Origin of the sequence: Burkholderia sp. MSMB617WGS, from assembly GCF_001532025.2 — a bacterium.
In the GTDB taxonomy this organism is placed as follows: domain Bacteria; phylum Pseudomonadota; class Gammaproteobacteria; order Burkholderiales; family Burkholderiaceae; genus Burkholderia; species Burkholderia savannae.
In genome coordinates this window covers 1,642,335-1,656,935 of record NZ_CP013458.1, presented here as the reverse complement: position 1 = coordinate 1,656,935, position 14,601 = coordinate 1,642,335, and the positions used below count along the sequence as shown (strand labels likewise).

Here is a 14,601-nt window from a genome sequence, read left to right as displayed (position 1 = left end):
TGGGTTACTGTTTTTGATTATTTGAAGTTTGGTCGGGTGGAAAGTTATTAATATCCCTGCCTGCGAGGCGTGATCGGGGTTCGCGATTGATATGCGGGAAATCATATATATGGTTTTTACATTTTAATCGCAATGCGTGATTTCGTATTCGGCGGCAACGTCGTGCGAACCGCGCGCTCGGAATTCAACCCTGCTGACGACCCGTGCGAATTAAATTCACAGGGGATATTGAGTGAACAAAATCTACAATGTTGTCTGGAGTCGGGTGCGAGGCCAGTTGATTGCGGTTTCTGAATTTGCCGGGTCGAATGGAAGCAAGGGATCGACGACGCGCGTCGTCACGGCGGCGCCTCGCATCGGCGCAAGTGCCGCGGCCTCGCGGGCGTCGCGCCTGTCGTGGGCGAAGCTCGGGCTGATGTCGCTGTCGGTGAGCGCGGCGATGGGTTGGATGGCGGCTGACGCCGCCGCGCAGGTCAGCTATGCGGCGGGCTATAACGCCTACGCCGGCCCCGGCAGCAATACGGGCCCGTGGGCGTTCTACAACCCGGCCTTCAGCCCGGGCGCGCTGCTGTACGGCACGGCGGTCGGCAATTACGCGCACGCGAACGGCGAAGGCAGCTCGGCCTACGGCGATCACGCGACGGCGACGGGGCGCATCGGCACCGCGGTCGGCGTCTATTCGGAAGCGGCCGGCGACGGCGGCACCGCGATCGGCGCCAGCGCACGGGCGCTGCCGGACTTCAGCCTCGCGATCGGCGCGAACGCGCAGGCGCTGAAGGACACGGGGCAATCGATTTCGGGCCGCGAAGACATCGGCACCATCGCGATCGGCGCGGGCGCGCTCGCGCAGGGCGACAACAGCGATCCGCTGCACGTCGCCGCGCCGAATGCGTTCGGCGGCTACACCACTGCGACGGCGAGCGGCGCGGTGGCGCTCGGCGAGGGCGCCGCGTCGACCGCCTATTACGCGAACGCGCTCGGCTCGTATTCGAAGGCGTCGGGCGCCGGCGCGGTCGCGGTCGGCGGCGGCGCGCAAGCGACGGCTCAAGGCGCGGTCGCGATCGGCGGCGCGACCGGCGTCAACAACGCGACCGCACTGTCCGGCTTTGCTAGCGCGAGCGGCGTCAATGCGATCGCGATCGGTTCCGGCGCGCAGGCGACGGGCAGCCAGTCGATCAGCATCGGCACGGGCAACGTCGTGTCGGGGGCGAACGCCGGCGCGTTCGGCGATCCGTCGACGGTCACGGGCACGGGCTCGTACTCGTTCGGCAACAACAACACGATCAACTCGAACAACGCGTTCGTGCTCGGCAACAACGTGACGATCGGCTCGGGGCTCGACGGCTCCGTCGCGCTCGGCAACGGCACGACGGTGGCGGCGGCCAACCCGACCAGCAGCGCGACGATCACGACGATGTCTGGCGGCCAGCTGACGCTATCCGGTTTCGCCGGCGCGAATCCGACGAGCGTCGTGAGCGTCGGCGCGCCCGGCGCCGAGCGCCAGATCACGAACGTCGCGGCGGGACGCATCACGGCGACGTCGACGGACGCCGTCAACGGCAGCCAGCTGTATGCGGTCGCGAGCACCATCGACAACGCGGTGAACGGCGGCGGGATCAAGTATTTCCACGCGAATTCGACCGCGCCGGATTCGACGGCGGCGGGCACGGACAGCGTCGCGATCGGGCCTGCTGCCGTCGCGTACGGCCAGGACTCGATCGCCGAGGGCAACAACGCGACGGCGGGCGTGAGCGGCAATCCGGCGATTGCGGGCGACGTCGCGCTTGGCAGCGGCGCACAGGCCACGGGCGGACGCTCGCTCGCGCTCGGCGCGAACGCGACCGTCAACACGGCGGGCGGCGTCGCGCTCGGCGCGGGTTCGGTCGCGAATCGCGCGGCCGGCACGTACACCGATCCGATCACGGGCAGCAGCTTCACGACGGCGTTCGGCGCGGTGTCGGTCGGCCTCGAAGGTTCGCTGCGGCAGATCACCAACGTCGCGGCAGGCACGCAGGCGACGGACGCGGTGAACGTCGGGCAGTTGCAAGGCGCGATTGCGCAGCTCAATCAAACGATCCAGAACATCACGAACGGGTCGAACTCGGGCAACAACGGGAACAACGGCAATAACACCGGGCAGACCGTGTCGGGCCAGTGGATCACCGGCAATCCGTCGACCTATACGCCGCCGGTGGCGAGCGGTGTCGGCTCGACAGCCGCGGGCAGCAGCAGCGTCGCATCCGGCGCGAACAGCGTGGCGATCGGCGACGGCGCGACGGCTTCCGGCAACAACTCGGTCGCGCTCGGCGCGCATTCGGTCGCGACTGCGCCGAACACGGTGTCGGTCGGCTCGGCCGGCAACGAGCGGACGATCTCCAATCTCGCGCCGGGCGTCAACGGCACCGATGCGGTGAACGTGAACCAGTTGAACAGCGGCATCGGCAATGCAGTGGGGCAGGCCAATCAGTACACGGATCAGAAGGTCGACCACCTGCGGCGCGAGATGAACGGCGGCGTGGCGGCGGCGATGGCCGTGGCCGGATTGCCGCAGCCGACCGCGCCGGGCAAGAGCATGGTGGCGGTCGCGGGCTCGACGTGGCAGGGCCAGCAAGGTTTCGCGCTCGGCGTGTCGACGATTTCCGAGAACGGCAAGTGGTTGTACAAGGGGTCGCTCACGACCAGCACGCGCGGCGGCACGGGCGCGGTGCTCGGGGCAGGCTATCAGTGGTGATGGGGTGAGGTGAGTCGCGCATGACGGCCGGTTTCGCGCCGGCTGTCCAAACGATAAGGAATCCAATATGAAAATGAACAGGATATCGAAATATGTGGCGGCTGCCGGGTTTTGCGGGGCGCTGCTGGCGGGATGCGGAATGGCGCCGACCACCGCGCCGGACGGCTCGGTCGGGTTCCCGGCGCGCAACAGCGCGTGGCTGAAGGAAGGTACGTTCGTGAACGCCGAGAATCTGCGGCAGATCGGGCCCGGCCTCGACAAGAACCAGGTTTATGCGCTGATCGGCGAGCCGCATTTCAGCGAAGGCATCGTCGGCGTGCACGTGTGGAACTACGTGTTCAATTTCCGCACGGGTCAAGGGCCGGGGGACGTCGTGACCTGCCAGTACCAAATCCAGTATGACGATCACTATCGCGTGAAAGCGACGTACTGGAAGGACCCGGCATGCAAGGCGCTGGCCGACGGCCCGAAGCCGCCGCCGGTGGCGCAGACGGCGCCGAGCGATGAAGTGAAGCAATTCACGCTCGATTACCACCTGCTGTTTCCGTTCGACAAATCGGCGCTGCGCGATCTGCTGCCGAGCGGGCGCGCGGAACTGGACCGGATCGCGACCACGCTGCAGCAGCAATACCAGCACATCCGTTCGGTACGGGTCACGGGCTATACCGATCGGCTCGGCACGGACGAATACAACCGCCAGTTGTCGCATGCGCGGGCCGAAACGATTCGCTCGTACCTGACGACGCGCGGGCTGCCGGGCGATCTGATCGTCGCGCAAGGTTTCGGCAAGGCCGATCCGGTGAGCGCCGGCTGTCCTGCCGGACGTTCGGCCGAGGCGATCGCCTGTCTCGCGCCGGATCGGCGCGTGAGGATCGACGTCGCCGGAGAGCGGCGCTAGTTTCGCGGCGAATCGCTTGCGTCGGCATGCATCGGCGGCCATGACGGCGCCGGCGCATGCCGCGTTTGCGCGTCTATGTGATGGTGCGGTGGTTCGATGGTGCGGTGGTTCGGCCGTGCGCAGGCGCGACGTCCGGCAGTCGCTGAAGGCGGATCAAGCGCGAATTATCGCAAGCATCGCCTCGACCCGGCGCGCGACTCAGCGCACGGCGGTGACGGGCACGCTCGCGATGCGCACGAGGCGGTCGAGGATGCTTTGGTGGAAGAAGTGGGTGATCGCGTGGAGCGGATCGCGGCGCGGGGCGACGACGACGATTTCGTCACAGCCGTTTTCCGTTGCGCACGCGGCGATCGTGTCGGCGATCGGGCCGACTTTCATCGCAACCGAATATTTGACGTTGGCGTCCTTGAGGATGCCGATGGCTTGGGCGAGTTCGCCCTCGGAGAAATCATGCTCGATCTGGCGGAGCTTCGCGAGCGAGTGGAAGGCTTCGAGGCGGGTGGATTCGAGAGGGGGCTGCACGTTGACCAGCACGACTTCGGACGCACATCGCTCGTGATACAGAAACGCGGCGTGCCGTACGGCCTGCAGCGAACGCTGCGAGTGACCGACGGGAACCAGGAGTTTGAGCATGAGAAAACCTGTTCGGTGATGCGATGACGATAGGCTAGTCCTGTCCTCGTCGGCATGGCCTAAAGAATTTTGGGGACGGCGTAAAAATGTCGTAAACGCCCGGTGCGCATTCGCTTAATAAAAAATATAAGAAAAATAAGTTTATGCGCATAAAGGGGCGGGTTCAGCCGGTGACGGATTCGGATCTTCTGCGCCCGGCGCGCATCGAGGCGCGCCGTTGCGCGGTGAGTGCGGCAACGTTGGCGCGTGACCATGGGCAACGCGCTTGTGCGCCGCCGCAAGGCGCTGCGGGTTCGATGCGTCGATTGGATCGTAATCCGAATCGTCTGTCGGACGTCTCAGGGGATGTTGCGGTGCAGCGGGCTATGCGCGGTTCACGGCCGTAGCGCAGTGCGATCCCATGCGTTTATATAATCGTCTGCAATCGTTCGACGCGACGCCGCCGAGCATGGTCGCCCGCGTTGCCGCCGATCGCCCCATCGACCCGCACGGAGTTCCGCATGTCAGCAGGCATTCCCCCGTCTCCCGCCGCATCTCCCGCGCCGTTCGATCCGCTCGTCGAAATGCCCGCTCATGCGCTTGCCGCAGCGATCCGGCGCAAGGACGTTTCGTGCGTCGAGACGATGCGCGCGTATCTCGCCCACATCGAGCGCGTGAACGGCGACGTCAATGCGATCGTCGCGCTGCGCGAGCCCGACGTGCTGCTTGCCGAGGCCGCGCAAAAAGATGCGGCGCTTGCGCGCGGCGAATACGCGGGCTGGTTGCACGGCATGCCGCAGGCGCCGAAAGATCTCGCGATGACGAAGGACATCGTGACGACGCTCGGCTCGCCGATCTTTCGCGCGATGAAGCCGTCGGCCGACGCGATCGTCGTCGAGCGGATGCGCGCGGCGGGCGCCGTGTTCATCGGCAAGACGAACACGCCGGAGTTCGGGCTGGGCTCGCACACGTTCAACGAGGTTTATGGTGCGACGCGCAATCCGTACGATCTGTCGAAGAGCGCGGGCGGCAGCAGCGGCGGCGCGGCGGCCGCGCTCGCCGCGCGGATGCTGCCCGTCGCCGACGGCAGCGACTTCGGCGGCTCGCTGCGCAATCCGGCCGCGTTCTGCAACGTGTACGGCTTTCGCCCGTCGCAAGGGCGCGTGCCGCGCTGGCCGAGCGTCGACGTATTCATCCAGCAGCTCGGCACGGAAGGGCCGATGGGGCGCACGGTCGTCGACGTCGCGCAGCTGCTTGCGATCCAGGCGGGTTACGATCGGCGCGATCCGCTGTCGCTCGCCGAGGAGCCGCGGCGCTTCGCGCAAGCGCTCGATGCCGACTTGCGCGGCAAGCGGATCGCATGGGTCGGCGACTGGAACGGCTATCTCGCAACGGAGCCGGGCGTGCTCGAACTGTGCGAGGCGAGCTTCGACGCGCTGCGCGCGATCGGCTGCGACGTCGACGCGGCGCTGCCGTCGTTCTCGCCGCAGCGGATCTGGCAGACGTGGCTCGTGCACAGGCATCTGCTGTCGGGCGGGAATCTGCTGACGCATTACCGCGAGCCGTCGCGGCGGGCGCTGCTGAAGCAGGAGGCGATCTACGAAGTGGAAGGCCTGTTTGAGCTTGGCGCGTCCGACGTATACGACGCGAGCGCCGCGCGCAGCGCATGGTATCAGGCGCTGATGACGTTCTTCGAACGGTATGACTACATCGCCGCGCCGACCGCGCAGGTCTTTCCGTTCGACGTGGATCTGCGCTGGCCGCGGACGATCGCCGGCCGCTCGATGGATACCTATCACCGCTGGATGGAGACGGTCGTGCCGTGGACCCTCGCAGGCTGCCCGGCGATCAGCGTGCCGGTCGGATTCAACGCGGCGGGATTGCCGATGGGCATGCAACTGATCGGCCGGCCCCGCGGCGATTTCGCGGTGCTTCAGCTCGCGCGCGCATACGAAAAGGAGCGTGATTGGGTGAATGCGCGCCGGCCCGTGTTATCCGGCGCTTGAATCAAAAGAATGCGGCGCAGCCGCTCGCCCGATGCGGTCGACGGGCGGCACGCAGAGTCGCTCTGCGCAAGTGGCGAGATCTATTCTGGCCGCAGCCGGGTGATGACTGTCCCGACTGACGGCTGTTGGTGACGGGCGCGGAACGATACCCGAAGTTATTTTGTCATGCTGAATTGTTTGGGGCGGGTAGGCCGCGCCAATTAAACAGATTCACTTCGTCATCCTCAATTCGTTCGCCGGCAGCCGGCTCGTCGATTTCAATTCGCGCATCGAAATGGTGCTGAGCAGTTCCTTGACGCCCGGCAACGACCGGAGCCGATTCAACACGAAACTCGAGAACGTATCGAAATTCTTCGCCACGATCTGCACGAGATAGTCGTGCTGGCCGGTCGTGTTGTGGCACGCGACGACTTCCGGCATCGCCATCACGCCCGCCTCGAACGCGCGGCAGGTTTTTTCGGTGTGGCTGTCGAGCGAAATGTTGACGAACGCGACGATCTCGTAGCCGAGCGCGCGCCGATCGAGGATCGCCTGATAGCCCGAGATGAAGCCGTCGGCTTCGAGCCGGCGCAGGCGCTTCCAGCACGGCGCCGCCGACAGCGCGACGCGATCGGCCAGCTCCGCGTTGCTGAGGCGTCCGTTCTCCTGCAGGATCTTCAGGATCTTCAGATCTGTCTCGTCCAGCTTCATGCCGATCGCCATTTTTTTATGAGGAAAATGAAAGAAGAAAGATTCTTTTGATTATAGGGGCGAGCGGGAATGAAATGGAAAGCATATTTCCTGCTAGCTTTTTTACACTAATTCGATTGGCGATCGGCGCCGCGCCCGGCCTGCCGCCTGCCGGCGATCCGCTTCGCATTCATCGTAAAAAGGAGCCACCGCATGACGTATTCGAGCTATCACAAGAAGGACATCGACGGTCGTCCGTTGCATCCGGAAACGCAAATGATGTCGTACGGATTCGACCCGTTTTTGTCCGAAGGTGCGGTGAAGCCGCCGGTGTTTCTGACGTCGACGTTCGCGTTCCGCTCGGCGGAGGACGGCGCCGATTTCTTCGACGTCGTGTCGGGCCGCAAGCCGCTGCCGCAGGGCGAGGCGGCGGGCCTCGTCTACAGCCGCTTCAATCACCCGAACCTCGAGATCGTCGAGGATCGCCTCGCGCTGCTCGACGGCTCCGAGGCGGCCGTCGTCACGTCGAGCGGGATGTCGGCGATCAGCTCGATTTTTCTCGCGTTCCTGCGCCCGGGCGATCAACTGGTTCAGTCGGTGCCGCTGTACGGCGGCACGGAAACGCTGATCGCGAAGTACTTTCGCGAATGGGGCGTCGCTGCGCACCCGATCCAGGACGGCCTGTCGCCGCAGTCGATCGGCGCGGCGCTCGAGGCCGCCGCGCAGCAGGGCCCCGTGCGGCTTTGCTACGTCGAGACGCCGGCGAACCCGACCAACGCGCTGATCGATCTCGACGGCATGCGTCGCGAGCTCGACGCGTTCGAAGCGCGTCACGGCTATCGCCCGATTTCGGTGTGCGACAACACGTTGCTCGGGCCGATCTTCCAGAAGCCGAGCGAGCACGGCGTCGACATGTCGGTGTATTCGCTGACGAAGTACGTCGGCGGCCATAGCGATCTCGTCGCGGGCGGCGTGACGGGACGCCGGGATCTCGTCGCGAAGGTTCGAGCGGTGCGCAGCGCGTTCGGCTCGCAACTCGATCCTCACTCGTCGTGGATGCTGATCCGTTCGATGGAAACGGTCGTGCTGCGGATGAAGCAGGCGGCGCGCACGGCGTCGGCGGTTGCGAAGTGGCTCGCGACGAATCCGTATCAGAAGGTCGACGTCTATCATCCGGAGCTGATCGTCGACGATGCTTATCAGGCCGTGTACAAGCGGCAATGCGAGGGCGCCGGCTCGACGTTCGCCTTCGTGCTGAACGGCGGCCGCGCCGAAGCGTTCCGGTTCATCAACGCGCTGCATCTGTTCAAGTCGGCGGTGAGTCTCGGCGGCACCGAGTCGCTGATCTGCCATCCGGCGTCGACAACGCATTCGGGCGTTCCGGAAGCGGCGCGCAAGGCAGCGGGTGTGTCGGAAGGGTTGATTCGCGTGTCGATCGGGCTCGAGCACGAAGAGGATCTGATCGCCGATCTCGACAACGCGTTTCGCCGGTCCGGCCTCGCGGCGGGCGGCTGACGCGCCTGCGGCGAGTGTGTGGGGGATGAATCGGCGTCGTCAGTGATCCTGAGCGATCGACGCGCCGGGCTCGTTTGCGTTCGTCGATAACGTCGCGCGATATCCGAAGAATGCCGGAATTTGGCTTCGACGGATGGCGGCGCGCCGTTGATCGGAGTCGATCGATTTTTATCGATCGGCTCCGGTTTCCATTCCAGTCAATTGGAATGGGACTGGTACGTCGACAGCGCAGCGATGATCGCGTTTCTCGATTCGATGAAGTCTTTTTGCACTCGCTTGATTTCCTCTCCCGTTTTGGCGAAGCCGATCTTCGGCACGAGCGTCGCTGCGTACAGATCGACGATCCATTGAGGCGGGTGTGGCGATATCTCTCTGACGAGCTTTGCGGCGATGATTTCCGCGTCGATTGTTGAGGTATCCATAATGAAGTTTTCAAGTAATCGATGTGGTTAACCTAGGTAATTTTTGGCGATTGGTCAATTCGTCGGCCGATGTTTTTTGAGTGCTCGATTAATCTATTTTTTAAAATGGGGCGGTGTCGAATTCAATAAGGCATTCGAAAGAAATCAGATGTTGAATTTTGCTGCGGGAGCGCGCGATGCCGTGCGCATGGAACAGTTGCCGTCACCGCAAGCACGGCATCGGTTTCGGCCGCCGACCGCCGACCGCCGACCGCCGACCGCGGACCGCAGGTCATCGATCACGCCACATCCGTTCAATCGCGGTTCAACTGCGCGAGCCGGCGAACGTCGATTCGCCGCGCGTGTGCCGTGCAACAGATCCGGCGGCGCCGCCGCATGCATGTCCCCGCAACATGGCCCGTCAATACGTTTCGATATGTATCCGTGATTGCATTCGCCGCATGCTCGCCTCGACAATTCTGCTGGCAGGATTCACAGGGAGATTCGATGAAATCAATCAATCGCTTCGCGAAGCGCGCGGCGCTCGTCTGCTGCGCAAGCGGCGCGTTCGCGAGCGGCGCTGCGTTCGCACAGGTCGATCTGCAAAGCCTCGGTGCATCGCTGCTCGGCGGCGGCGGTGCGACGCAGCAGGCGAGCACGTCCGGCGCATCCGGCATGTCGCAGTTGCTGCAGTCGTACGTCGGCGCAAATCAGCAGGTGCTTGCCGGCCAAGCGAGTCTCGCGTCGGCGATGGGGCTCTCGGGCGCGGCCGGGCAGGCGCAGCACGCTGCGGGCCTGTTGACCAACGGCGGCGCGAACGCGCTGACGCCCGGCGCGCTGTCGCAGGTCGGCGGCGCGCAGCAGTCGGTCGCGCAGGCGCTGACGCAAGCGTTCGCATCGGGCGGCGCGAACGGCGCCGCGCCGGGCGCGGGCGTCGACAAGGCGGCGTTCACCCGCGGCCTCACGTCGCTCGGCGAAGGCGTCACCCAGTATTCGCAGCTTCAATCCGGGCTCGGGAATCTCGGCGCATCGAACCCGGCGTCGCTGCTGCAGGCTGGGCTGGACCCGAACAACCTGCAAGCCGCGTCGTACATCGCGCAGAATGCGCCGAACCAGTTGCAGTCGATCGGCGGCACGCTCGGCGCGGCCGTGCAGTTCGCGGCGAGCCACGGCATTTCGGTGCCGTCCGTCGCATCCGCGGCGCTCAAGCTGCTGCCGTAACGCGTGTTGTCGATGCGCGCGCCGCCGCGACGGCCGGCGCGCGCTTTTCCCCGCGTCGGATGGGGTTATCCGCGTAATGCTATGGTGACGCGATTCGTTATCCTCGGATTGCCTACATGCGCGACGCAGTCGATCTTTCCCGTTATTTCGCCCGCATCGGTTATCGCGGACCTGCGCAGCCGACGCTCGACGTCCTTCGCGAGCTGCAACTGCTGCATCCGCAGTCGATTCCGTTCGAGAACCTCAATCCGTACACGGGCGCGCGCGTCGCGCTCGACCTCGAATCGGTCGTCGACAAGCTGATCGAGCGGCGTCGCGGCGGGTACTGCTTCGAGCAGAACAAGCTCTTCTACACGGTGCTCGTGCAGCTCGGCTTTCGCGTGACGCCGCTGATCGCGCGCGTGCGCTGGCAGCGTCCGCCCGACGTGTCGACGCCGCAGACGCACATGCTGCTGCGCGTCGATCTGGACGGCGCGACGTGGTTCGCCGATGTCGGCTTCGGCTCGACGACGCTGACGGCGCCGCTGCGCTTCGATCCGAACGTCGCGCAATCCACGCCGCACGGGACGTTTCGCGTCGTCGACGCGCCTGTCGCGGGCGAGCTCGAAATCGAGTGCGAGACGCCGGCCGGCTGGCAGCCGCTGTATCGCTTTTCGCTGAAGCCGGTCGAGTGGGTCGATTACGAGGTCGCGAACTGGTACACGTCGCGTCATCCCGATTCGTTCTTCACGCACGACCTCGTCGTGTGCCGAATCCTGCCCGATGCGCGCGCGCTGCTTTTCAACGATGCGGTGACGCTGCGGACGACGGACGGCGCGGCGCAAACGACCCGGCTGCCGGATGTCGACGCATGGGCGGCGTGCGTGCGCGAGCGCTTCGGCCTCGACCTGAGCGGATTCGATGTGGCGGCGCTCTACGCGCGGGCGGTCGCGCGCGCCGCCGACGAGCGCGAGAGCGACGAGACGACTTGAATCGGCGTTGCCGGCCGGACGCAGGTAAGTTGGGGCGCGATGCTATTTGCCGAAGGCGCGGACCGACTCAGTGAATGGGCTCGCGTGTGCTGCGAATGCCGATGAAGGCCGCTGCGCCGTTTGGCGTCACGAAGCGCATGAGGCCGCCGACGCAAAGCGACGCACGGCACTCGCGCGACGACGAACGCATCCATGTTCGCCCGCGCGCATTGGCGCAAGCGATCGAAGGTTAGAGACAAAACAGAGACAATCGAGGAGAAATCCGATGCGTGAAGTGCGTTGGGCGTCGCTCGAGCACGACGGGATCGAGCATCTGGCGTTCGAGCGACACGCATTCGGCAGCATCGCGGAGAGCGTGGTCGTCGGGCGCGACGAAGGGCGTGCGTATGGTGTCGCCTATCGCGTCGTCTGCGACGAGGGCTGGCGGGCGAAGCACGTGATTGTGACGGTGATGGGCGGCGGCGCGCTCGAGCTGCGCGGCGACGGGGAGGGCCGCTGGCGCAACGGGGCGGACGAGCCGCTCGCGATGCTTGACGGGAGCATCGACGTCGACATCGCCGCGACGCCGTATACGAACACGCTGCCGATCCGCCGTCTGAGGCTCGCGCGCGACGAGCGGCGGCCGATCGATGTCGTCTATATTTCGATCCCCGATCTGACGGTCGGCCGCATGCGACAGGCGTACCGATGCATCGAGCCGGATCGTGTCTATCGCTACGAAAGCGTCGCGAGCGGCTTCACCGCGCAACTGGAAATCGATCGCGACGGGCTCGTGCTCGACTACGAAGCGCTTTTCAGGCGCTTGCCGGCCGACGCGCGCTGATTCGCCCGCTGCTGGCCGCCGGATTTCGCGGCGGCGGCCGCATGCCGCTTCGGCTCGTGCGCGGTCGCGAACCGGCCGATTCGCGCGGCGATCAGCGCCGCGTCGCGAATCACCGTCCAGTGCGATGCGGCGATTTCGTCGCGGCGATGCGCGCCGAGCCAGCGATCGAGATGGCGGGTGAGGGCGGGCGTCACATACCGGTCGTAACGCGGCACGATGATCTGCACCGGCGCCTGCGCGTAGCGCTCGCGCGGCCGACGGGCGCGCTCGATGAAATTCGCGCGGTAGAGCTTGAGGCCGTTCAGGCCGTTGCGCAGTTGATCCGGATCGGCGTCGACGGCGATGCGCTCGGTCTTGCGCAGCCACAGCGGCCACAGCTTCGCGCCGCCCAGCCGCCACACGAGCTCGGGCACGAGCGGCAGATGAAAGAACGCGATGTACCACGACTTCAGCGTCTGCTTCAGATTGAGCGGCGCGCGAAACACGTGGTCGAGGCACGGCCCCGAGATCGACGTGTACGACGCGAGCCGGCCGTTGATCGCGGGATCGGTCGCCGCTTCCCAGCATTGAATCGATCCCCAGTCGTGGCCGACGAGGTGAAACGGGCGATCGCCGCACGTCACGTCGGCGACGGCGAGCAGATCCTGCGCGAGCAGGCTCAGCTTGTAGTCGGCGCGGCGCTTCGGCGCATCCGATGCGCCCGCGCCGCGCACGTCGTACGCGATCACGCGAAAGCGCTTGTCGAGATGCTCGCGCACGCGTTCCCACACGCGCGCCGAATCCGGATAACCGTGCACGAGAATCACGGGCGGAGCGTTGCGCGGCCCGCTCAGGTAGACGGCAAGGCGCACGTCGCCCGAGCGGACCGTCAGCGTGTCGCGAACGGACGCCATCGCTCGTTCGCTTACGCGTGCTGATGCGCGGGCGACGAGTGCAGCGGCACGCGGCGCGGCGCGACCTGGTCGGCGTAGCGCTCGTTCGCGGCGTCGATGTTCGCGAGCAGCGCGTCGAGGTCTTGCAGGTACACGCGATTGTCGTGGTCCCACGGATGAAAGCCCGGCCGGAAGTAGTCGAGCCATTCGAGCGCGATGTTCGCGAACACGCCGTTCTTCGGGCTGTACAGATACTTGACGAGCCGCCACATTCCCTTGAGCTTGCCGTGGCGCATCCGGTGCGCGAACATCAGGCGCACGTGGAAATCGAACACGACGGTCCAGAAGATCAGCGTCGTCAGCAGCATCGTGCCCGTGCGCAGCAGGTAGGTCTTCACGCCGGGCTTCATCACGGCCGTCCACACGTCGTACGAAACCGCCTTGTGCTCGGTTTCTTCCATCGCGTGCCACATCCACATCTGCTTGTAGCCTTCGACCGAGCCGTCGATCCGGTGTTCGTGGCCCGACAGCAGCTGGTTCGCGAGAATCGCCGTGTAGTGTTCGAGCGCGATCGTGATCGCGAGCTGCATCGAATGCGGCAGCACTTTCTTGCCCCAGCCGAGGAGCGCCCACAGGCGCTTGTCGAGCTTGTGCGCGGGCAGGCCGGCCGATTGCAGCAGATCGTTGTACTCGATGTGCTCGCGCGTGTGCATCGCTTCCTGGCCGATGAAGCCCGCGACCTGCTTCTTCAGCTCGGGGTCGTGGATCTGGTCGCGGTAGTTGCGCACCGAATCCATGAAGAAGCGCTCGCCCGCCGGAAACAGCAGCGACAGCGCGTTCATGAAGTGCGTGACGGGCGCGCCCTGGACGTGCCAGTCGTAGACACGGTCGGGGGGCAGCGCGAAGCGGATGTCGCGCCGGACCGGCATCATATGCGGTGTCGTCATGATTGCTCTCCTCCCTGGTTGCCAGCGGTGTTGTAGGTTGCCTGCGCGGGCGCCGGCGTTGCACGGCCCGCACGGCGGCGCGCTCGCGCGCTCTGAAGCTTGGTCGCGAGCACGACGAGCGGCTGGTACGCGGCGGGCAGCGTGCGCGCGAGCCAGTCGGCGCCGCGCGCGTCGCGGCCGATCAGCACGCGGCGCTTGTTCTTGCGCACGCCCTGCAAGATCACGCGCGCCGCTTCGTCGGCCGTCGTGATGAAGAACTTCTCGAAATCCTCCTTGCCCTGCTGCTCGCTCTCGACCATGAAGCCGACCATGTTCTGCGCGAGCCGCGCCGATTGCGCGATGTTCGTGCGGATGCCGCCCGGATGCACGCAGGTGGCCGACACGCCGCTCTTCATCAAGTCGAGCTCCTGGCGCAGCGATTCGGTGAAGCCGCGCACCGCGTATTTCGTCGCGTTGTAGCCGCTCATGCCGGGCTGCGCGAAGATCCCGAAAATGCTCGACGTGTTGACGATGTGCCCGTCGCCCGACGCCTTCAGATACGGCAGGAACGCCTTCGTCCCATGCACGACGCCCCAGAAGTTGATGTTCACGATCCACTCGAGATCGCTGTATTCCATGCCGTCGATCGTGCTCGACAGCGCGACGCCCGCATTGTTGAAGACGAGGTTCACGCGGCCGTGCGCGGCGGCCGTCTCGTCGGCCCATGCGTGCATCGCGGCGCGGTCGCCGACATCGAGCACGCAGGTCGTCACGCGCACCGACGGCGCGAGCGCGCGGACGATCCGCTCGGTCTCGGCGAGGCCGGCCGCGTTCCTGTCCGCGAGCGCGACGTGGCATTGCTGTTGCGCGAGCTGCACCGCGAGCGAGCGGCCCATGCCGGAGCCCGCGCCCGTGATCGCAGCGACTTTGTTGGAGAAGGATTTCATGTCGTAGGC

At 65.6% G+C, this 14,601-nt stretch carries 13 protein-coding genes and 1 pseudogene; 7 read left to right on the top strand and 7 right to left on the bottom strand.

The genetic code is table 11. The annotated features are described in order from the left end of the window. Positions 1-265 precede the first annotated feature (265 nt). Positions 266-2,731 carry a YadA family autotransporter adhesin gene (locus WT60_RS27985; RefSeq protein ID WP_060356572.1) on the top strand — a complete coding sequence of 822 codons (2,466 nt, stop codon included), beginning with the start codon at positions 266-268 and terminating at the stop codon, positions 2,729-2,731. A 67-nt stretch (positions 2,732-2,798) separates the two neighbouring features. Then, positions 2,799-3,629 (top strand): OmpA family protein, encoded by an 831-nt coding sequence (locus tag WT60_RS27980; protein WP_038744111.1) that lies wholly within the window; start codon positions 2,799-2,801, stop codon positions 3,627-3,629. A gap of 198 nt (positions 3,630-3,827) precedes the next feature. Here the strand turns inward: WT60_RS27980 and WT60_RS27975 are convergent, their stop codons facing one another. Further along, positions 3,828-4,262 carry a universal stress protein gene (locus WT60_RS27975; protein ID WP_038744113.1) on the bottom strand — a complete coding sequence of 145 codons (435 nt, stop codon included), beginning with the start codon at positions 4,260-4,262 and terminating at the stop codon, positions 3,828-3,830. Between the two features lie 500 nt (positions 4,263-4,762). Between WT60_RS27975 and WT60_RS27970 the strand changes: the two genes are divergently transcribed. After that, complete coding sequence (locus WT60_RS27970; RefSeq protein ID WP_038744115.1) at positions 4,763-6,247, top strand: amidase; 1,485 nt, start codon at positions 4,763-4,765, stop codon at positions 6,245-6,247. 210 nt (positions 6,248-6,457) lie between these two features. Here the strand turns inward: WT60_RS27970 and WT60_RS27965 are convergent, their stop codons facing one another. Both WT60_RS27965 and WT60_RS35765 read right to left on the bottom strand, forming a co-directional pair. Beyond that, positions 6,458-6,937 carry an Lrp/AsnC family transcriptional regulator gene (locus WT60_RS27965; protein WP_038744207.1) on the bottom strand — a complete coding sequence of 160 codons (480 nt, stop codon included), beginning with the start codon at positions 6,935-6,937 and terminating at the stop codon, positions 6,458-6,460. 16 nt (positions 6,938-6,953) lie between these two features. Next, positions 6,954-7,150 (bottom strand): annotated as a pseudogene (locus tag WT60_RS35765) (hypothetical protein). On the opposite strand from WT60_RS35765, the gene WT60_RS27955 reads away from it, so the two are divergent. Next, positions 7,130-8,431: a cystathionine gamma-synthase family protein gene (locus WT60_RS27955; RefSeq protein WP_038744117.1), complete on the top strand. Its 1,302-nt coding sequence runs from the start codon at positions 7,130-7,132 to the stop codon at positions 8,429-8,431. The pseudogene WT60_RS35765 and the gene WT60_RS27955 overlap by 21 nt on opposite strands. Positions 8,432-8,628: 197 nt before the next feature. On the opposite strand, the gene WT60_RS27950 is transcribed toward WT60_RS27955, so the two are convergent. Next, a complete protein-coding gene (locus WT60_RS27950; RefSeq protein ID WP_038744118.1) occupies positions 8,629-8,853 on the bottom strand; it encodes a hypothetical protein in 225 nt (74 codons plus the stop codon). 486 nt (positions 8,854-9,339) lie between these two features. Between WT60_RS27950 and WT60_RS27945 the strand changes: the two genes are divergently transcribed. From WT60_RS27945 to WT60_RS27935, 3 genes are all read left to right on the top strand, one after another. Continuing rightward, entirely contained in the window at positions 9,340-10,053 is a 714-nt protein-coding gene (locus tag WT60_RS27945; RefSeq protein ID WP_060356571.1) for a hypothetical protein, read from the top strand. A gap of 116 nt (positions 10,054-10,169) precedes the next feature. Beyond that, the gene (locus WT60_RS27940) at positions 10,170-11,024 is read left to right on the top strand and encodes an arylamine N-acetyltransferase (RefSeq protein ID WP_059646713.1); all 855 of its coding nucleotides are present in this window, start codon (positions 10,170-10,172) and stop codon (positions 11,022-11,024) included. Between the two features lie 265 nt (positions 11,025-11,289). Then, positions 11,290-11,847 (top strand): putative glycolipid-binding domain-containing protein, encoded by a 558-nt coding sequence (locus WT60_RS27935; RefSeq protein ID WP_038744125.1) that lies wholly within the window; start codon positions 11,290-11,292, stop codon positions 11,845-11,847. Here the strand turns inward: WT60_RS27935 and WT60_RS27930 are convergent. The 3 genes from WT60_RS27930 to WT60_RS27920 are packed head-to-tail and all read right to left on the bottom strand — an operon-like array spanning position 11,805 to position 14,592. Then, on the bottom strand, positions 11,805-12,740 hold the full coding sequence (locus WT60_RS27930; protein WP_038744127.1) for an alpha/beta fold hydrolase: 936 nt from the start codon (positions 12,738-12,740) through the stop codon (positions 11,805-11,807). The genes WT60_RS27935 and WT60_RS27930 overlap by 43 nt on opposite strands. 11 nt (positions 12,741-12,751) lie before the next feature. Then, positions 12,752-13,666, bottom strand: coding sequence for a metal-dependent hydrolase (locus WT60_RS27925; protein WP_059582496.1), 915 nt, complete (start codon positions 13,664-13,666; stop codon positions 12,752-12,754). Continuing rightward, positions 13,663-14,592: an SDR family NAD(P)-dependent oxidoreductase gene (locus WT60_RS27920; protein WP_038744131.1), complete on the bottom strand. Its 930-nt coding sequence runs from the start codon at positions 14,590-14,592 to the stop codon at positions 13,663-13,665. The genes WT60_RS27925 and WT60_RS27920 overlap by 4 nt, the downstream gene beginning before the upstream one ends. Between the last annotated feature and the right edge of the window lie 9 nt (positions 14,593-14,601).